We start from the raw sequence: 20,827 nt of genomic DNA, 5'->3' as shown, positions 1-20,827 counted from the left end.
GAAGGATGTATTCGTAAACAAACTGGATATACCCCATCCAATACGGGATATGTTCGGGCCTAGCGAGCTCTACCACGTATTTGTCGGCGGGTTGGCCTACCCAATAGGTATAGGGCTTTCCGGTAAATTCTTCGATCATGCCGCCGATTTCAAGCAATTCCTGATTTGCAAAATCGACGATACACCATTGGAAAGGACCCAACGCGAATTTCTCCATCTGAGCGATCTGCGGTGCGAAGTAGGCAACCGGATCGGTCTCTTCATTGAGCGCCGGTGCCATGCTGGCCAACCTTACGCCAAATTCTTCAAAAGAGGAAATGGGCGCAATCTCTTTTACTTGAACTGTTTCTTTAGGCATCATGTTAACGGCTAATGAGCGGACACCATTCAGACTGATAACAAATTTAGGTTAAAAAAGCAACAATCTCGCAAGGGGAGATAAAATTGTTTGGTAACAACCGTCCATGGTGAAATCGTTGTGATGTAGGAAGAGGGGCGGGATAAAAGAAACCTCAGTGCCGATGGAGACGTGTCTGCCTCTACGACTGCGCCGGTATCGGTGATCGGCCGGCGTCAATGGGCGGGGATGGAGGGCGCCCCGACATGCGGCCGTTCGTGAGCAAGTGGTCACATTTTTTAAGGGAAAATTTTCTGGTATCGTCCGGGTGAGGAGGTTTACGGATACGGTGCTTTCGATCACACCGTCGACATCGGCCGACACCGATGAGGATTGGCCAGCTGGGCATGTATGATGCGGTGTGCTTTGCTGGCATGACCCTGACCCAAAAAAAGGCCTGAGTCCGGTATTAACCGGGCCCAGGCCTTTTGAACACTGCCTAAACGTTCTGGACTACACTTAGTCGTCCTTTTTTTCTTCGGCCACATCCGATGGTTTCGACGGACCGTCGTTGCTGTCTACATGCACGATGATTTCGCTCTTACCCTTATCGTAGCTCACTTCCAGCGTGCCGCCTTCGGTGACCTCGCCTTTGAGAATTTCTTCGGCGATAGGGTCCTCAAGGTACTTCTGGATGGCCCGTTTGAGCGGGCGCGCACCGAAATTGATGTCAAAGCCTTTTTCGGCAATAAAGTCCTTAGCGGTATCCGTAAGCTTGATGTGGTAACCCAGCGCCTCAATCCGGACGAAGAGTGACTTCAACTCGATGTCAATGATTTTGAAGATGTGTTCCTTATCCAGGGAGTTGAACACAATCACATCATCGATACGGTTGAGGAACTCCGGCGCGAACGCACGTTTCAATGCGCTTTCAATGACGCTGCGGGAATGGGTCTCGGCTTGTTCGGCTTTTGCGGCCGTCGTAAAACCTACGCCTTGGCCGAAATCCTTAAGCTGACGGGCACCGATGTTGGACGTCATGATGAGAATTGTATTCCGGAAATCTACCCGGCGTCCGAGGCTATCGGTCAATTGCCCTTCATCCAATACCTGCAACAGCAAGTTGAATACGTCCGGATGCGCTTTTTCGATCTCGTCAAGCAGCACGACCGAGTATGGCTTGCGACGTACTTTTTCCGTCAACTGTCCGCCTTCTTCGTATCCCACGTATCCCGGAGGCGCACCGAGCAGGCGGGATATGGCAAACTTCTCCATATACTCGCTCATGTCGATCTGGATAAGCGAATCTTCGCTGTCGAACATGAAACGGGCCAACTCTTTTGCCAACTCCGTCTTACCCACACCAGTAGGACCCAGGAAAATAAAGGATCCGATCGGTTTCTTGGGGTCTTTTAATCCGGCACGTGTGCGCTGGATCGCTTTGACCAGCTTTTTTACCGCTTCGTCCTGGCCAATAATACGCCCCTTCATGGATTCGGCCATGCCCAGCAGTTTCTGGCTGTCGGACTGGCCCACCCGTTGTACCGGGATGCCGGTCATCATGGAGACGACTTCAGCTACGTTATCTTCGGCGACGGTGTACCGCTTGGTCTTGGTCTCGGCCTCCCACGCAGTTTTTTCCGTTTCTAGCTCTTCGAGCAGTTTTTTCTCGGTATCGCGCAGTTTCGCGGCCTCTTCGTATTTCTGGCTGCGCACGACCTTGTTTTTCTCGACCTTGATCTCCTCGATCTTTTGCTCAATATCAATGATGCTTTGCGGCACGTGGATATTGGTGAGGTGTACCCGCGAGCCTGACTCGTCTAAGGCATCGATGGCCTTATCGGGCAGGAAACGGTCGGTGATGTAGCGCGTGGTCAACGTCACACAGGCCTCAATCGCTTCCGGCGTGTAGTTGACATTGTGATGCTCTTCATACTTATCCTTGATTCGATTGAGTATTTCGATTGTCTCTTCTTGCGTGGCTGGCTCGATCATCACCTTTTGGAACCGACGGTCAAGCGCGCCGTCCTTTTCGATGTACTGCCGGTACTCGTCTAACGTCGTAGCGCCGATGCACTGGATCTCGCCGCGGGCCAACGCCGGTTTGAACATATTTGAGGCATCCAATGAGCCCGAAGCGCCGCCGGCACCTACGATGGTATGGATCTCATCAATGAACAGGATGACATCCGGTGATTTTTCCAGTTCGTTCATCACTGCTTTCATCCGCTCTTCGAACTGCCCGCGGTACTTGGTGCCCGCCACTAATGATGCCAGGTCAAGCGTTACCACCCGTTTATTGAACAATACCCGCGATACCTTCCGTTGGATAATCCGCAAGGCCAGTCCTTCGGCAATGGCTGACTTACCCACGCCGGGCTCGCCGATGAGGATGGGGTTGTTTTTCTTACGGCGCGAAAGGATCTGCGAAACGCGTTCGATTTCCTTTTCACGGCCGACGATGGGGTCCAGCCGTCCGTCTTCAGCAGCTTTGGTCAGATCACGTCCAAAATTATCCAGCACCGGAGTCTTGGATTTGATATCCGATACTTTCTTGGGCTGATTGAAGTGATCGTCTTCTTTAAAGTCGTCGTCGCCGGCCGTTGAGCCAGCGGCTTGATCAGTGATGCCTGCCTTATGTTTCAGCAATATAAAGGTACCGTCATTGCCGTAACGCACGACCGGTATTTCCTCGACAACGTGGCCGGCTGGATATTAGAACTTGACCGCGGGGAAGGCATTCCTTGGAAAGGCAATTACTCATCGTGGCTCGATCAGAAAGCCAAACGGCTGGCCCAAGAGGAGAAGACGGAAAGCAAGCGGCAAAAAACGCTCGAGCGTGAGCTGGACTGGGTACGCATGGCGCCGAAGGCCCGCCATGCCAAATCCAAGGCCCGCTTACACAACTACGAGAAACTTGCATCGGAGGAGACCGCTGATCGGGAAGAGAAATTGGAGCTCTTTATTCCGCCGGGTCCACGACTGGGCAACGTAGTGATCGAAGCGCAGGAAGTAAGCAAAGCGTATGGAGATAAAATTTTATTTGAGGACTTGAGCTTTTCCTTGCCTCCAGCGGGAATTGTGGGGATTATCGGCCCAAATGGTGCAGGAAAAACCACACTTTTCAGGCTTATCACCGGACAGGATCAGCCGGATAGCGGTACGTTCCGCGTGGGCGAAACGGTAGCTCTGGGGTATGTAGACCAGATGCATGACGACCTGGATCACAATAAAACGGTGTGGGAAAACATCACCGGCGGAAACGAGAACGTTCTGCTGGGCAACCGCATGGTCAATTCCCGGGCGTATGTTTCGAAATTCAATTTCAATGGCGGCGATCAACAGAAGAAGGTAGGGGTACTGTCGGGCGGAGAGCGCAACCGCGTGCACCTGGCCATTACGCTGAAGAAGGGGGCCAATGTGCTGCTGCTGGATGAGCCGACCAACGATATCGACGTGAATACGTTGCGCGCGTTGGAAGAGGGGCTGGAGAACTTTGGGGGATGCGCCGTGGTGATTTCCCACGATCGCTGGTTTCTCGACCGCATTTGTACGCACATCCTGGCATTCGAAGGGGATTCGCAGGTGTATTTCTTTGAAGGAAATTACTCCGAGTACGAAGAAAACCGGAAAAAGCGGTTGGGCGATACAGGCCCTAAACGCATCAAGTATAAGAAATTGGTGAAAGGGTAATGAAATTTCGAAGCTATTCTGGGCGATGATGAAAATGCGAGCAATATTTTCGATCTTTTTTTAGCAACAGCTTTTTTTCCCATATTTGTTGAACGAACTCACGAAGTTGGTTTTAAATTTCTTCTACCGAATTACTGTACTCTTTTGAAAAACCTTATGCCGATCCATATTGCCGTTGCCGATGACCATAGTGCTGTCAGATTAGGAATGAATTATGTTATTCAGGAATGGATGCCGGGGGCAATCGTTCATTTCGCAGAAAACATGCCTGGGTTGTTGCAGTTGCTGGCTGCTGAATCGATAGCATTGGTTGTATTGGATATTAACATTCCCGGTGGAAATAATTTCCATATGATTCCGATGATCAGGGACATCCGAAAGAATGTAAAGATATTGGTCCTGTCTGCATACGAAGAAGACGTGTACGCGTTGCGGTATATCGACTCAGGCGCAGATGGTTATTTGCAAAAAGATTGTAAAGACGAAGATATACGTAATGCGCTGGATGCCATATACGCTGGGAAAAAATATTTAAGCGGCGAGCTCAAGGAGCATTTGCTGCAAAGCAGACTGAATCGCGGAACCGATTTGGGCAGTAATCCCATCGAACTGCTTACAAATAGAGAGCTGGAGGTGTGTCGTTTATTGATGGGGGGAAAGGGCGTAGGCGAAATCGCAAAGGCGCTTTTCATACACACATCAACGGTAGGCACCTATAAAAATAAGATATTTGCGAAGCTGAATGTAAAGAATGTGAAGGCCTTAACGGATGCGTTTAACATTCATAATGCTGGGGAAGAATGAACGAAACGGTTGTGCCTTCTCCCAGTGTGCTTTGAATGATCATTTCAGCCTTTATCAAATGCACCATGTCTTTTACCAATAGCAGTCCAAAGCCGATTTTCTTTTCCTCCACGATAACGGATGATTCTTGCTGGTTAATTTGATTGTAATAGTCAATCTGTTCGGGATACAGTCCTACGCCTGTGTCAATTATGGACAGCAATACGGAATCAGCAGATTGGCGCTGGGCGGTAATGGTAATTTCTCCATGCAAGGTGAATTTGATCGCGTTGTCTAGTAAATTGTGGATAATGATGGACAGAATATCGGGGTGGGAACGGACTACAGCGCACTCGGGAATGTTATTGTGCACGGTATTTCCCCGGGATATGGCTATGGATCGAAAGATGTCTATTTGGCGTTGCGCAATTTCGAACAATTGCACTTCCGTGAGATTCAATTCGCTTTTAGCCAGCATGAGCTTGGCCAACGTAGTCAGGTTATTGGTATAATGATAGATATTTTTGGTTGATAAATAGATCTGTTCCATTTCATTGGGTAAGAATCCCTGTGCCTTCGCGATTTCTTGTATCGTGTATAATGCTTTGACCACATAGTTAAGGGGGGCTTTTATATCATGAGTAATGGAGGTGGAGAGCCGCCGCTGCCATTCATACTGGCTTTTGAGTGTGTCTGTCCGCTCATTGACCTTTTGAACGAGTAACTGGTTTTGATTCACGAAAAAGCGGGTCCGCACATGGATAATTAACCAAACGGCCAAGCCGGCGAAAGTGCAAAAAATGGTGATAAACCATCCGGTTTCATGAAATAGCGGCGCTTTGTACAGGTGGAAGGTGGTATAATGGAATGCTTCCGGATCGATATCACTACGCATACGAATGCTGACTTCGTGGTTTCCTGCCGTTAATTCATTGAAGGATAATGCGTTTTGCAAATCGTTAATCGGAAGCCAATTGGTCGGCTTGCTATTGTTGCTAGACAGCAGGTATTCAAGTTGGAGATTGTTGGGGTTGCCATAAAACGGTGTTGCGATTTTCAAATCTAGCCTTGCAAAATGCTGGGGAACTTGAATGGTATCTTGTATCGGCAATGATTGCCCGTCTAATGTGATATCATCAAGGATTAGCACACTTGAGGGAAACGCCTCGATAACAGCCAGGGGATCAAATTGCACAAGTCCATCCAATGAAGGGAACGAAAATCGGCCGTCTGGTAATTGAATGGCGCATGGCTCACATCCCCCGTTGAATTCGTTGGTATTGAACCCCGCTTGCTTATCATAGTAGAAATAGAACGGGGTTTGTTGTGGGTCATCACGGTAGTTGAGCAATTGCCGTTTGCTTATCTTAAACAGCCCCTTATTCGTGCTGATCCATAGAAAACCGTTTAGATCTTCCAGCGTACAATGTGCGGTGGCTAAATAGTGATTTTTGTCCAGCGGAAACGCGGTGGCTTTTCCATCCTCATACAGGAAGAAGCCGCTCTGATATGTTGTGATCCAATACCTGCGGTCGGATTCGTTGCGGATGCTGCGAATCTGTTTGCCCTTAAAATAGGGGACCTCATGAGCCGAACCATCAGTTGTATCAAAAACGAAGAGGCCTTCGTTCGTCCCAACGAATAGTGCTCCGTCAGCTTTTCGTTCCAGGCAGCTGATCGTACTGGGAAGCGAAGCTTCAGCGCGGAATGTATCGGCATCAGCATCGTATTTCAACAGTATCCCTTGTGCACTGCCAAACCAATAATCCGATGAATCACTTGTGAAGGCAAGCGACGGTGTTGCCGGAAACGGTTTCGTTTGGATCACGCGGTCCAGGCTGGGCGCTACGACCAAAATGCGGTCAGTTTGTAAGATCCAAAGATTGCCGTCCGGCCCTAGGATTTGCCCGTATTTGGGCTTGTCTGGCTGCATAATCCGCGAAAAGTAGGGCTTGCCACTAGCGTCAAAAGCAAACCCTTGGTCGGTAACCAGGAGCCCGCTAGGCAGCGGAGTTTGATTGTAGAATACTGTCTTGGAGTACGGATCGTCTATGCTGAGCGTTGTAAAATTTGCTTGTTTAAAAACGAATAAACCCTTTGTCGCACTCCCCAGCAAAAGTTGCCCCACGGATTCTTGGTAATAGGCAGAAACGATATGGTTTTTCGTAAAGTTAAACCCAGTGAGTATTCGGCTGCTGGTTAAGCCGCCATTGGCATGCTTGGTTAACCGGTAAACGTTTTCTGCGGCATAGATGAAAAGCTGATGAGCAGTCGTATTCCAGTAGACGTCGAAACGGGTGCCGGACGGCAACTGTAGAACATCGCCGGTAATCCTTCGCTTTTTTATAGCCAGGTCGCTGCCGATTTCGACGTAATCAAGTGATTGGTCGAAGCAGTAGAGCTTTCCTCCTAAACCGGCAAAACCCCAGGGAATGGCGTTGGAAAAAGGGATGGAAGCTGATGCATATCCGTTATTTCCCAAACGTGAAACGGAATCTCTCGTCACAACAAAGCCGCCCCCTATGCCATCCGGTACAAAGACGTGCGATGGCGAATCTCCTGAATAGGGCGATGGCGATGATAGGTGGTAGTGTACGTTTTCCTTGTAACGTAACGAGAAGGTGCTTGTAATCCGATACGGTATCTCGTGAAGCGCACGTGCCTTCCCGTCCCGCAGTAAAACCACTTCACCGGCTTCACTTCTGGCCCAAAGCTCATTGAAACGCTCGCCGGTGCTCAGTGCGCTCATACGGATGGTCTTCAACACTCCCGAAAGGTTACCGAACGTTTTAAATTGGCCTTGGCCATCATATCGGATCGGCCCTTTTTCCGAAATCAACCAAACAAAGCCAAGGTTGTCTTCCCCAATTCCTTTTATGCTGTTTTGAGGCAGCCCATGTTCGTCGGAATAATGCGTCATGATAAACGGTCGGTCAGCGGCTAGGGCGTATTTTGCACTGGCTAGAACTCCTGTTAACAATAATAAGACGCACCAACTTAAGCGTACCCACGCAGATGCTTGCACTTTTATCAATAGGTATAGTTAAAGTTCGTAAAAATTATCTCATAGCCAAATGGGCAGGATTAATGGCCAAATATAGCGAAATAGACGTTAGGGTCGGTAGTGAGTAGAAAATTTTCTATCGATAAAATACTAAGTTTCTGTATCGGCATTTCGAAAAAAGGCGATTGATAATACCCATATGCGCCGATACCTTTGTTCGAGATACTAAAAAATATCTGCCAATGATGTATCTGATTTTTAACGGAGGTACGGAACTCATTCCCTGTTAAGTGCTATACCGGTTATCTATTCTACTGTTGCTGATAGACATCTACTATGAAAAGAACACTATTTACTTGTTTTTTACTTCTTTCAATTCTTCAAATCCAAGCAGCCGATTACTATTGGGTAGGCGGTGGAAGTAACTGGAGCAATATAAACAACTGGAGGTTGGGAAGTCCCACCGGAAGTACACCGAGTATCGTGCCCGCTGCAGGCGATAATGTGTTTTTCGGTGCTTACAGCGGATTCGGAACCACGGCTGCCTCACGTACGGTGACACTCGACGCGAATGCGTTTTGCAACAACATGACCTGGGAAAGCGACGTGCCGAATAACCCGATACTCGCGCGTAGCGGGACAAATAGGTTGATAGTGGCCGGTAATTTGGTGCTCACGCCCTCGCTGGGCTACAGCGGCGTCGTGGATGTCGAATTCACGGGGGCTAATCCGGCTACCCTGACGACTAACGGTCCCATTGCCGGTATCCTAAACATCACCATTAACAAACCGGGAGGTGTACTGACGTTGGCGGACGATTTGGTGAATACGGCGACGACGGCCAGTAACACCTACGGCATAACGCTTACGGCCGGCACATTGAACGCATCAGGACGGAATGTATCGACATTTAATTTCAATAGCGAAAACAACAACGTGCGGCATTTGGATATTACCGCCGGCGAAATGCTGGTCTCGCGCAATTTTTATTTCCGCGGCGCCAATAAGACCGTGGCTGCAGCGGGTTCTTTTGTTCAGGTGGGGATCCGCTTAATGCTCGACGGTGGTGATTTCGATGTGATGGAAGCCTTGCATCACAACCCCGGCAACGACCTCTTTTCCGTCTTCAATACAACGTTCAGAAAATTGACGTTTACCAGCCCCTTGGTATCATCCAATGCCCGTCTCCAGGACAATAATACCGTTGATTCATTGATTTTTTTGGGATCGGGTGTGATACGGGGCAACAATAATATCCGGTACCTTTCGTTCGCTGAAAACGGGACAGTGGGGGTCTTTGGCATCGGCGGGGTAAATAATGTAATTGAATATGCGGAAGTCGGCGGTACATTTACCGCCAATAATGGCGGGCATGTTTTCGATTCCCTGTTGACTGCACCGAATAAGAATATTTTTATCGCTAGGGATGTTACCATCAATAAATACTTCCGTGCCGGCGGCGTCTCGTGCGATGGATTCACGGAAATCACCGGCAGTAACTCGGGTACGATCCATTTCGCTGATGGCGCGAAGGCTGATATCGATAATGTGCTGCTGGGCAACCTTACGGCTACGGGCAGCATCACGCCAATCACGGTCAACGGCATAGACAACGAGGGCAATACGGGTTTTATTATCAATACGCCCACCACGGCAAGCCGTGCCCTTTATTGGGTGGGTGGTCCCGGCGATTGGGCCGACCGTAGCCATTGGAGCGAAGATGACGGTGGTGCAGGCGGTGCGTGTATCCCTTTTGTCACGGACGACGTCGTTTTCAACGAGAATAGTGGATTGAACGCCGGGGGGACAGTCACTACTTCGGGCAACGCCTATTGCCGTGATATGACTTGGACCACCGGCATTACGGGCAATCCGATATTCGATGATAACAATAACTTCCTACTGCGGGTGTATGGCTCCGTAATCCTCAACCCCAATGTCACCATGAACGCTACGCTATTCATGGCAGGTGAAGCAGACGTGACGGTTACGACAAATGGCAGCGCCCTGGGTGCGTTGGAGCTGCGCATCCGCAAAACGGGCGCTACGGACATGGGAACGGTTACGTTGGCGGACGATTGGAGCAATCCGCAGGGTATCATCAATTGGCTGCGCGGGGATGTAAATGTGGCGGACAGGACCATAAACATCCATGCGTTTGCGGCTATCCAGTCAATGGGCGGGGTGCTGCATATGCGTGATGCATCCATTACGGTAAACAATTGGGAGTTCCTGAACGATGCAAAAACCACCGATGCGGCAGGCTCGTACGTGCTCGCTAACAACAAGCTGGATATCCGGACCGGGACATTCTATCGCGTGGAAGGCAGCCCGACAAGTTTCAACGCATTTAACATCACCAATGCGACGATCGATTTTCTGACGTTTAGCAATCCATCGTCCACGAGCGATGCCATAATACATGGCAATAACATTATCGGTACGCTGGAATTCATGGGCCGTGGTATGATCCGGGGATCCGGGAATGTCATTGATTCGCTCATTGTCGGGGCGAACCGCAACCTCCGCATGTATACCGGTACCACCAACCGGATCGAAAAATATTTTCAGGCAGTACACCCCGATTGCAGCGGGCTTGGAGAGATACGGAGCGAGGCCGGAGCGAGCACGTTGCAATTCGGTGCAGACGCCGAAGTAAACATTACTAATGTATATATGGAAAATATCGTCGCTACCGGTGGTGGCGGCAGCCTAAGCCTTCCCATTAGCTTCTCGGGTGCGGATGCTGGCGGCAATACCGGATGGAACATCGACACATCGGATGACGGCCCGCGGTATTGGGTAGGCGGCTCGGGCGACTGGAACGATGCGTCGCATTGGAGTACAACCCCGGGCGGGCCAGGGGGCGCATGCATACCCACCGTAAACAACGATGTGTATTTCGACGCTAACAGCGGGTTCACGGCGGGCTCGAAAACAGTAACCGTCAGTGCCGGCAATGCCTATTTCCGCAACATGAGTTGGCAAGGGGCAGCCAATGCGCCAATCCTGAATCGAACCATGGGCTGGGAAATGGAATCTTTCGGTTCGTTGTTCGATGCGGGCACCAACGTAACGATAAATGCAACCATTTCATTCAAAGGCGATGAGGCAACCACGCTAAACGGCCAGCCGTTGGGCAACTTTGATGTGGTGGTGCGCAAAGCAAATGGAGTCGGCGGGGTTCGGATCCCGGCCGATTTCAGCAACAACCAGACGTCGATCCGGTTGTTTAGCGGTACGTTTGATGCTTCAGACATCGCCTTGACGATCGATACGCTGAATAATTACAACAGCGATACGGTTATCCATGTGGATATCAGCAACGCCACAGTCAACACAAGGGTGTGGGCGTACACCGGCGAATTTGCCAATCGGACACTAAATGCGGATAACTCGGTGATTAATGCGCAGCGGGTTTATATTGATGGGCTCAACTATAATGTGACGAATGTATCCGGCACCTTGAATAATTACGCACGGTTCTCGAATGCTGCGATCGGGTCGGTCACCTTTACGGATCCCAGCACAAGCTCGGCTATCGGTATTCTGGGCGACAACAGTACGTTCGGAAGGGTCGAGTACAAAGGTAGCGGAGCCATCTACGGAACAAACAATACGATCGACACCCTAATTTTTTTCCCGGGCAATAAATACACGTTTACAGCTGGCACAAATACGACGATTAGCGACGAATGGTTTGGCAGTGGCACGCCGTGCCGATTGACCGAAATCGCAAGTAGCAGTGCGTCTGCCAACGCGACCATCACTATGGCTTCTGGTGCGGTCGAATTCGACTACATTCGCCTCCAACGCATATCAGCCGTCGGTGGAGCTGAATTCACTGCCGGCTCGCACAGTTCGGACCTGGGCGGCAATACGGGCTGGGACATTGCTCCCTACGATGGCGCGGCACCGATCGAGGGCCTTGGACCGGATGTGAGCCTGAGCGACGCCGAATTTCCGTACACCATTTCGACGGATGGCTTTTTTGGATCGCCATTATCGCAATACGAATGGAAGAAGGACGGTGCGGTCATCGGCACCGCCAGCGAACTCGTGGTCACGGAGCCCGGCGAATACGCCATCAAGGTTGATTTTCCTGACGGCTGTTCGGTACTTGACACCATCCTGATCGCACGGGATACCGCAGACCTGGTAACGGTAAAGACATTGAAGGAAGCTACACAGGTTTCCTACACACCGGGAGAGGACGTTGTGTATACGATTACCATCACCAACAACGGTCCTGAGGATGCGGTAGACGTAACGGTAACCGATGTGGCACCATCAGGAACGGCTATCAGCGCTTGGACAGCTACCGTTACCGCGGGTACGGTTGATTTGCTGAATGCTTCCGGTACGGGAGATTTGGCGGAAACCATTGCGTTATTTCCGAATGGCGCTGAAGTAGTCTATGAGGTCACCTTAGCAACCGGCTCCGGCCGGACAGGCGATCTGAGCAACACCGTTGACGTGACCACGGTTACGCCAGACCCGGTTCCCGGCTGTGACGCTTGTACAACGACGCCCCTTCCAGCGGCACCGGTCGCTTCGGTTTCGGTAACGAAGGAATTAGCTGACGATACGCAGCAAGGATATATTCCGGGCGAGGACGTGATCTACATGATCACGGTCGCCAATGATGGCCCGAGCGATGCCCGCGATGTGAATATTGATGATACTCCGCCTGCTGGTTCAACCATTTCCAGTTGGACAGCCACCGTTGTAGCTGGCGATGTAACCCTGCCGAATGGCTCCGGCACAAATGGTTTGAGCGAAACGATCCCGGTACTGCCGAGCGGTGGGATCGTGACGTATGAGGTAACGGTAGAAACCGCTGCTGACTTAACGGATGATCTGGTGAATACCGCCACAGCGAGCAGCATCACGGAAGATCCGGATGAAACGGACAATACGGCAACCACCGCAGCACTGCCTTCGGTTCCGGCTGCACCGGTAAGCGGGGGCGACCAGGAAGCATGTGCCGAAGACCCCGTGCAGACATTGACAGCGTCCGCAACGGTTCCGACCGGGCAGACTGTGGTGTGGTACGACGCGCCGACAGGGGGCAATGTGGTTGCCAGCCCTGTGCTGGATGCGATTGGTACCATAACCTATTACGCTGAAGCGCAGAAGGGTTCGCTGGTGAGCCTTACACGAACAGCCATAACACTGACCATAAGTGCAATGCCCAACGTGGTCATCACCGACCCGGCGATCACTTGCTCGGGCAACGCGGTAGACCTGACAGCGGCGGCGGTCACCGCGGGAAGTGATGGCGGCTTAGTCTTTAGTTATCATACCGATGCAGCGGGAACCATGGAACTGACCGATCCGGCCGCTGTAATGGCCTCGGGCATCTATTACATCAAGGGCACGCATCCGGCGACGGGCTGCAGTACCATTGCGCCCGTGACCGTCCAATTCGTTGACCGGCCGGTGGTTATCGTTACACACCCCGATTGTGTGGTGGGAACGGGATCGATAAACATCACTGACCCCATAGGCGCAGGTTTTGAATATTCCATCAACGGCGTGGACTACCAGTCCGACCCGCTATTTGAAAACGTTGCTCCTGGTACCTATCAGGTAACGGCCCAGCATACGTCCGTGCCCGGCTGCGTGAGCGAAGCGCTGGAGGTGGTCATCAATTCGACCCCCACCACCTATACACCTGTGGTGGTTCAGCCGGACTGTGACAATCCGTTGGGACAAATCGAATTCCCAAACAATCCGGATTATGAATATGCGGTTTATCAAACCGGCGCAACACCGGTATATCAGTCGTCACCCATCTTCACCAACGTGCCTGCGGGCACTTATGAGGCCGCAATGCGACTCGCTGCCGGCGGATGCGATGCGACTCCGATTACCGTTACCGTTGCGGAAGCGCCCGAAGTCCCCGCTGCTCCGGTGAGCGGTGGAGACCAGGAGGAGTGCGCAACCGCGCCGATCCAGACCCTGACGGCCGAGGCACTTGTACCCGCGGGAGTCAGCGTCACCTGGTATGATGCTCCTACAGGCGGCAATGCCGTCGCTTCGCCCGTGCTGAATGCAGTAGGCTCGATCACGTATTACGCGGAAGCCAGCAATGGCGACTGTGTGAGTGAGACCCGGACTGCTGTGACATTGACCATCAATGCGCAACCGGTCATTGATCCGTTGGACGATCAGGCGGTGTGCGGTCCGTTTACGCTCCCGGACATTACGGGTACGGACCTGACCGGCGACCGGGCTTACTTTACCCAAGCCGGCGCAAACGGCACGCGGTATGAGGTGGGCGATGTGATTTCCGCGGCCGGAACGTATACGTTGTATCAATATGCGGCTACGACAGCGGGTTGCACAACGGAGTCGTCGTTTACATTGACGGTTAATGACATACCGGGAGCGGGCAGCATCGGTGCGGACCAAGCGATCTGCTACGGGGAAACCCCGGAAGCATTGACTTCGGTGGCAACGGGCACGGGCACCGGCACCATAACGTATCGTTGGGAATCTTCGCCCGATGGGATGTCGTGGTCGGCAATTACAGGTGCCAGCGATGCGACGTACCAACCGAATGCATTAACGAATACCGTACATTACCGCCGGGTTACCATCGCTACGGCCAATGGCCTGACGTGCGAATCTGCACCGACTGATGCCGTAACCGTTGCCGTAACGGGTGAGTTGACCGCAAATGCGGGCGCTGATCAAACGAAATACCATAACAGCGCCTTCACGCTGGGTGCAAATACGCCGGCACTCGGTACCGGAATATGGTCTGTCGTATCGACGGAGCAGCCCGCTGGGTTCGTTGATCCTACCGATCCCAACGCAACGGTTACCTTGTTGCCCAACACATCGGTTACCTTGCGGTGGACGGTGACCGAAAACGATTGCATCGTCTTCGATGAGGTAACGTTGACATCCGTCCATGGCGCCGACGTAGCGGTGACCAAAGCGCTGAAGCATACCGATCAACTCGGTTATGTGCCCGGCTCAGCCGTGGAATACGTGATTACCGTCACAAACAACGGCCCTGCGTATGCCGGGGGTGTCCGGGTACGGGATGTCGTTCCTCCGGGTGCCACGATGGAGGGATGGGCAGCCCAGGTGACCGCCGGTACCGTATTTCTGCCGGGAACCGCTGGTTCGGGCGATCTGGACCAGACGATACTGTTATTACCCAACGGCGCGGCCGTCACTTACGAGGTGACGGTACTGCCGTCAGACGTGATGAGCGAGGACCTGGTCAATACGGTCGAAGTAACGACCGATACGGATGATGCGGATCCCGCCAACAATACTGCGGTCACGACGGCGCTGCCTTCGGTTCCGGCCGCGCCGGTGAGCGGTGGCGACCTGGAGGCATGTGCGGAAGACCCCGTGCAAACACTGACAGCGTCCGCGACGGTTCCGGCCGGCCAGACTGTGGTGTGGTACGACGCGCCGACCGGAGGCAATGTGGTTGCCAGCCCTGTGCTGGATGCGATTGGTATCATAACCTATTATGCCGAAGCACAGAAGGGCGTGCTGGTGAGCGAAACCCGCACGGCGGTGACGCTGACCATCCATGCGTTGCCCAACGTGGTCATCACCGACCCGGCGGTAGCATGCGCGGGCGGCACCGTAGACCTTACGGCCATGGCCGTAACGACGGGAAGCGATGCCGGGCTGACGTATACCTATTACACGGATGCTGCGGGAACCAGTGCGCTGGATAGCCCAGACGCGGTGGCTGTATCGGGCACCTACTATATCCGGGCAACCGATCCGGCGACGGGCTGCAGCACGATTGCGCCGGTAAATGTTCAATTTGTTGACCGGCCGGTAGCGATTGTTACGCACCCCGACTGTGTGGTGGGAACGGGATCGATAACCATCACCGAACCCCTAGGCGCAGGTTTTGAATATTCCATCAACGGCGTGGACTACCAGTCCGACCCGGCATTTGAAAACGTTACTCCCGGCACTTACCGCGTAACGGCACAGCATGCATCGGTGCCCGGATGCGTGAGTGAGGAGATTGAGGTAACCATCAATGGGACGCCCGCCACCTATACACCTGCGGTTGTACACCCGGGTTGCGGGGAGACGGTGGGCAGGATCGAATTCACGGCGGATCCGGATTACGAATATGCGGTGTACCGCGCTGGTGAAACACCGGTATACCGATCATCACCGGTCTTTGCGGACTTGGCCCCGGGCGAATACCTGGCACAAATGCGGTCAGTGATGACCGGCTGCGAAGCCCTGGCTGTGCCGGTGACCATCAACGCTGCGCCGGTGGTTCCAGCGGCTCCGTTGGCTGAAGACCAGATGGCATGCGCGGAAAGCCCGCTGCGGATTCTGACCGCCATGGCTACCGTTCCGGAAGGAACAACCGTTGTTTGGTACGACGCGCCGGTGGGCGGACAGGTAGTGATCGATCCAAGCTTGAATACAGTCGGAACCGTCACCTACTACGCTGAAGCCAGCAACGGTGAATGTTTGAGTACAACCCGCACGGCGGTGACGCTGACCATACTGGGGGCGTTGGCTGCCGATGCCGGCCTGGACCAGACGAAGACCGGGGAATCGGTGTTCACCCTGGGCGCTGATTTGCCTGCCGGTACGACCGGAACATGGAGCGTGGTTTTTGGTACGCCCTCGGTTGCGGTATCCGACATCAACAACCCGCGGGCTACGGTATCCCTGGCTCCGGGAACGTCGGTCACCCTGCGGTGGACCGTCAGCAACGGCAGCTGTGAAGCCGCCGATGAAGTGGTGCTCACCCATCAGCCGGCAGAAGCGGAACACCGGGCCGATCTGTCGGTTACCATCGCGGTTGACAACGCATCGCCGTTGCCCGGCGATCAAGTGATTTTTACGATTGAAGTGAGCAACGCCGGCCCTGATGATGCCACCGGGGTAGCGGTACTGGGCGGGCTGCCGTCGGGCTATACGTTCGTATCTGCGGAAGCATCTGGGGGCAGCTATGATGCGGCATCCGGTGTCTGGACGGTTGGCGGCCTGGCGAGCGGCGGAAGCCGGACACTGCGGATCATAGCCGTGGTGAACGGTGACGGCGACCACGTAAACCATGTTGAGGTACGCGGTAACGAAGAGGACCCGGATGCCGACAACAACGAAAGTGGCGTATCGGTATCGCCGGTACAGCCGCCGCGGGCGGTCGATGATGCGGTAGCCGGCAACTCGAACAAGAGTCTGGTGATTTCGGTGCTGGCCAACGACGCGGCGGGTACCCATCCGCTGGATGCGGCATCCGTGGAGATCGCGACTCAGCCGCAGCACGGGACGGTGTCCGTCGGCGTGGATGGCACGGTCACCTATGTATCCGCTCGTGGATATGTAGGGGAGGATCGGTTCACCTACCGGGTGATGGACAGCGACGGGCACTGGAGCAACGTGGCCGAGGTGACCGTCACCGTGGCAGCTAACCCGCTGCGGATACCGAATATCTTCACGCCGAACGGGGACGGCCAGAATGACCGGTTCGAGATCATCGGGCTGGAAGCATTCGACCGGGCGGAGCTGGTGGTGTTCAACCGCTGGGGCAATGAGGTGTACCGGCATAACGACTACGACAACACGTGGGGCGGCGGGGATATCCATGAGGGTACCTATTATTATATGCTGACCTTGCATAAGGGCGGCAACCGCCAGGTAGAGAAAGGGTGGGTGGTGCTGAAAAAACGATAGTAAACAAGCGAAACCATTGAGGATAATCAATACGATGCAGATGAGATCTATAAGAATAATCATATGGCTGTTGGCAATGGGTATCCCGTTTGCCGTTCGTTCGCAGCAGAACATCCAGTTCACGCAATATATTTTCAATTCGATGAGCATCAACCCGGCGTATACGGGTTACAAGGAGGAGTGGTTCGGGCAGCTTGGTCTGCGCAGCCAGTGGGTGGGTCTTGACGGCGCCCCGCAGACGGGTCTGCTGTCGGTGGACGGGATCCTGGATGCGGTAAACAAGCGGCACGGGTTGGGGGTTCAGCTCACGGCTGACGAGCTGGGCCCGCAGTCAGCCAGCTCGGCTTATGTGAACTACGCGTTCCGGCTGCGGCTGGATGAAGCGGATACGCAGCGGCTGAGCTTCGGCATCGGTGCGGGTGTGACGCAGTACGGGCTGGACGGGGCGATGCTGGACCCGGTGAGCCCGGGAGACCCGTCGGTACCGCCGGGGAACATCAACAGTTTCGTTCCGGACGTGCGGTTCGGGGTGTATTACTACCGGCCGGGGTGGTATGCGGGGGTGTCGGTGATGGACCTGCTTTCGGGGGACCAGAGCAACAATATTTTCCGTTGGGACAACACGACCACGGACAACATCCGGCGGCGGCGGCATATCTATTTGATGGGCGGTGCGCTCATCAATTTAAGCGAGGGGACGCGTCTGCGGCCGAGCCTTCTGGTGAAGGAGGACTTCAAGGGCCCGACGAGCCTTGACGTGAACGCGATGTTCGTATTCGGGGACCGTTTCTGGATCGGGGGTGGCTGGCGCACGGGGGTTACGGTATTCAGGAAGGATTACGAGCGGGTGACGGGCAGCGCGCTGCGCAAGCAGAACTCGGTTTCGGCGATCACGCAGCTGTACGTGACGCCGGCTTTGCGGATCGGTTATTCGTACGATTATATCCTGAGCCAGCTGAGCAGCGTTCAGAACGGCTCGCACGAGGTGACGCTGGGGATCACGTTCGGGCGCAAGGACCAACGTTTATTGAGCCCGAGGTTTTTTTGACGATATTGTTTAACACGCTTTTCCTGTTCCGACGGGACGCAAAAGAAAATAGTTATGAAAAAAGGATTACTGACGGGGACCTGTTTATTAATTGCCGTGTGGGCTTTGTTTCTGGCGGCGGTGTTCACGGCGGCACCGGCCTCCGCCCAGGAGCAGCCGGGTCTTCGGGACCGTGCGGAGGAGGCTTTTCGCAAGTATGAATATGCCAATGCGGCGGCGCTGTACGTAAAACTGGCGGATAGCAGAAAGCCGCGCCTGGCGGACCTGGAGCGATTGGCGTACTGCTACGTGCAGATGAAGGACTACGAGTCTGCGGAGAACTGGTACGCCCGGGTTGTTGCCATGGAGGGGAGCGGTCCTGAGCACCTGCTCAGCTACGGGGAAGTGCTGAAGGCGAACGGGAAATATGCGGAAGCGAAGCGGCAGCTGGAGGGCTATGCTGCACGGACGGGTGACCGCGAGGTGGTTGCGGTGCAGCTTGCGGGCTGCGATTCGGCGCTGGCATGGATGGCCGATCCGACGGTTCATCAGCTGCGCAATGAGGGTGTGAACACGTCGCTGTCGGAGTTTTCGGTTTTTCCGGTTGGGGATAAGGTGTACTATGCCGGTGAGCCTGACGGCTACATGCACGGGGCCGGCCGTTACGGCTGGACGGGGAATTCGTTTCTGCGGGTTTACACGGCGGACCGCCGGGCGGACAACGGGCTTTCCAGCGCCGTGATGGCGGTTGAGGGCATTAACAATGCGCGTTACCACACCGGTCCGGCGGCTGCGGATCAAGGGGGTAGGACGCTTTACATAACGCGGACCTACCCGGGGAAACAGGGCGACACCAGCAGGGAAAACCGGCGGAGGTACCGGACCAACAGGCTTGAGCTTTATATCCACAGGCAAGGTTCGGGGGGTGAGTGGGAGTCGGAGCCCTTTATCTACAATAACGTGAAGGAATACTCGGTGGGTCATGCGGCGCTGAGCGTGGACGGCAGCACGCTGTATTTCGTGAGCGACATGCCCGGAGGGCAGGGGGGTACGGACATCTGGTACAGCGAGCGGCAGGCGGACGGCAGCTGGGGTACTCCTCTTAATGCCGGGGGGACGGTCAACAGCGGTGGTGATGAGCTTTTCCCGAACATCGGTCCTGAGGGCACGCTGTATTATTCGAGCGACGGTTTTGCGGGGATGGGTGGTCTGGACGTGTTTGCGGCTACGGGCGGAAAAGCGGGGTGGACCTTGCCGCGGAACCTGCGGTATCCGGTGAATTCGTCGGGGGATGATTTTGCGTACCTGACCACCTACGAAGGCGAAGAGGGGGTGGCGGGCTACCTGTCGTCCAACCGCCGGGGCGGTCAGGGGGGTGATGACCTCTATTCGTTCACCTTCGAAAAGCCGAAGATCGTCATCATCCTGAAGGGCACGGCTTCGGATAAAAGCACGAAGGACCGGTTGGCCGATGTATCGGTGACGCTGTACGACGGTGAGCGGGAGATCGCGGCCAGGAAGCGGACCGATGGGAGCGGGGCGTTTGAGTTCGTGCTGGACAGGGATAAGCGGTATACGGTATTGGGCCAGAAGGAGAAGTACCACGGGGATTCGGCCAAGGTGAGCACCCTGGGCATCATCCGGTCGGATACGCTGGAGGTGGCCCTGCTGCTGGAGCCCATCTTCGAGGTGGGCAGGAACTTTGAGCTGGAAAACATCTACTACGACTTCGACAAGCACAATATCCGTCCGGACGCTTCGGCCATCCTGGATGAGCTGGTCCGGACGCTGCGGGACAACCCGACGCTGAAGATCGAGCTATCGAGCCATACGGACAGCCGGGGCAGCGATGCCTACAACCTGGGTTTGTCGCAGCGGCGGGCGCAGGCTGCGGTGGATTACCTGGTGGGGCGTGGGATTGCCAGGGATCGCATGGTAGCAAAAGGGTACGGGGAGACGCGGCTGGTGAATAACTGCGGCAACGGGGTGCCCTGCTCACGCGGGCAGCACCAGGCCAACAGGCGCACCGAAGTAACCGTGACGGGGTATTGACATGCGTTAACAACAAACATGGATTGGATAGAACAAAACGGATTGCTGGATAAGGAATTGATTTTTGTGGTTATGGAGGGGAAGGAAGCCGACAAAGCCGCCATCGAAAGCAATTTCGGGATCGTTGCATTTGGCGGGGATACCAATGAATTAAAACACCAGATTGTGGCTCAGGTAAAATGTTTTTCGATGGAAAGTATAGAGGAAAGATTTGCGTAAGGCAGTTCGTTGACACCTTTAT

At 54.0% G+C, this 20,827-nt stretch carries 8 protein-coding genes and 1 pseudogene; 6 read left to right on the top strand and 3 right to left on the bottom strand.

What is annotated here, in order from left to right:
* A partial coding sequence (locus tag ACFQRK_RS23315; RefSeq protein ID WP_379010785.1) for a hypothetical protein occupies window positions 1–361 on the bottom strand: 361 nt, incomplete at its 3' end.
* Window positions 362–856: 495 nt separating this feature from the next.
* Entirely contained in the window at window positions 857–2,986 is a 2,130-nt protein-coding gene (locus ACFQRK_RS23310) for an ATP-dependent Clp protease ATP-binding subunit (protein WP_379010783.1), read from the bottom strand.
* Between ACFQRK_RS23310 and ettA the strand changes: the two are divergent.
* A pseudogene (gene ettA / locus ACFQRK_RS23305) lies at window positions 2,981–4,030 on the top strand (energy-dependent translational throttle protein EttA); the annotation flags it as partial. The gene ACFQRK_RS23310 and the pseudogene ettA overlap by 6 nt on opposite strands.
* Before the next feature lie 156 nt (window positions 4,031–4,186).
* Entirely contained in the window at window positions 4,187–4,834 is a 648-nt protein-coding gene (locus ACFQRK_RS23300) for a response regulator (RefSeq protein WP_379010781.1), read from the top strand.
* On the opposite strand, the gene ACFQRK_RS23295 is transcribed toward ACFQRK_RS23300, so the two are convergent.
* Window positions 4,806–7,733, bottom strand: a complete 2,928-nt coding sequence (locus tag ACFQRK_RS23295; protein WP_379010779.1) for an ATP-binding protein — start codon at window positions 7,731–7,733, stop codon at window positions 4,806–4,808. The genes ACFQRK_RS23300 and ACFQRK_RS23295 overlap by 29 nt on opposite strands.
* A 420-nt stretch (window positions 7,734–8,153) precedes the next feature.
* Here ACFQRK_RS23295 and ACFQRK_RS23290 point away from each other — a divergent pair, with 420 nt between their 5' ends.
* The 4 genes from ACFQRK_RS23290 (at window position 8,154) to ACFQRK_RS23275 (ending at window position 20,805) form a co-directional block, all read left to right on the top strand.
* Window positions 8,154–17,507: a gliding motility-associated C-terminal domain-containing protein gene (locus tag ACFQRK_RS23290; RefSeq protein ID WP_379010777.1), complete on the top strand. Its 9,354-nt coding sequence runs from the start codon at window positions 8,154–8,156 to the stop codon at window positions 17,505–17,507.
* A gap of 76 nt (window positions 17,508–17,583) precedes the next feature.
* A complete protein-coding gene (locus tag ACFQRK_RS23285; protein WP_379010775.1) occupies window positions 17,584–18,555 on the top strand; it encodes a type IX secretion system membrane protein PorP/SprF in 972 nt (323 codons plus the stop codon).
* 546 nt (window positions 18,556–19,101) lie between these two features.
* Entirely contained in the window at window positions 19,102–20,586 is a 1,485-nt protein-coding gene (locus tag ACFQRK_RS23280; RefSeq protein ID WP_379010774.1) for an OmpA family protein, read from the top strand.
* 18 nt (window positions 20,587–20,604) lie between these two features.
* Window positions 20,605–20,805, top strand: coding sequence for a hypothetical protein (locus ACFQRK_RS23275; protein ID WP_379010773.1), 201 nt, complete (start codon window positions 20,605–20,607; stop codon window positions 20,803–20,805).
* The last annotated feature ends 22 nt before the right edge of the window (window positions 20,806–20,827 follow it).

The organism is Parapedobacter sp. GCM10030251 (assembly GCF_042666505.1).
Classification (GTDB): Bacteria; Bacteroidota; Bacteroidia; order Sphingobacteriales; family Sphingobacteriaceae; genus Parapedobacter.
This window is presented reverse-complemented; position numbering and strand designations above follow the sequence as displayed.

Coding starts and splice junctions, on each gene's coding strand:
- ACFQRK_RS23300 (WP_379010781.1), top strand. CDS start 4,187: ATGCCGATCCATATTGCCGTTGCCGATGACCATAGTGCTGTCAGATTA.
- ACFQRK_RS23275 (WP_379010773.1), top strand. CDS start 20,605: ATGGATTGGATAGAACAAAACGGATTGCTGGATAAGGAATTGATTTTT.
- ACFQRK_RS23285 (WP_379010775.1), top strand. CDS start 17,584: ATGGGTATCCCGTTTGCCGTTCGTTCGCAGCAGAACATCCAGTTCACG.
- ACFQRK_RS23290 (WP_379010777.1), top strand. CDS start 8,154: ATGAAAAGAACACTATTTACTTGTTTTTTACTTCTTTCAATTCTTCAA.
- ACFQRK_RS23295 (WP_379010779.1), bottom strand. CDS start 7,733: ATGACGCATTATTCCGACGAACATGGGCTGCCTCAAAACAGCATAAAA.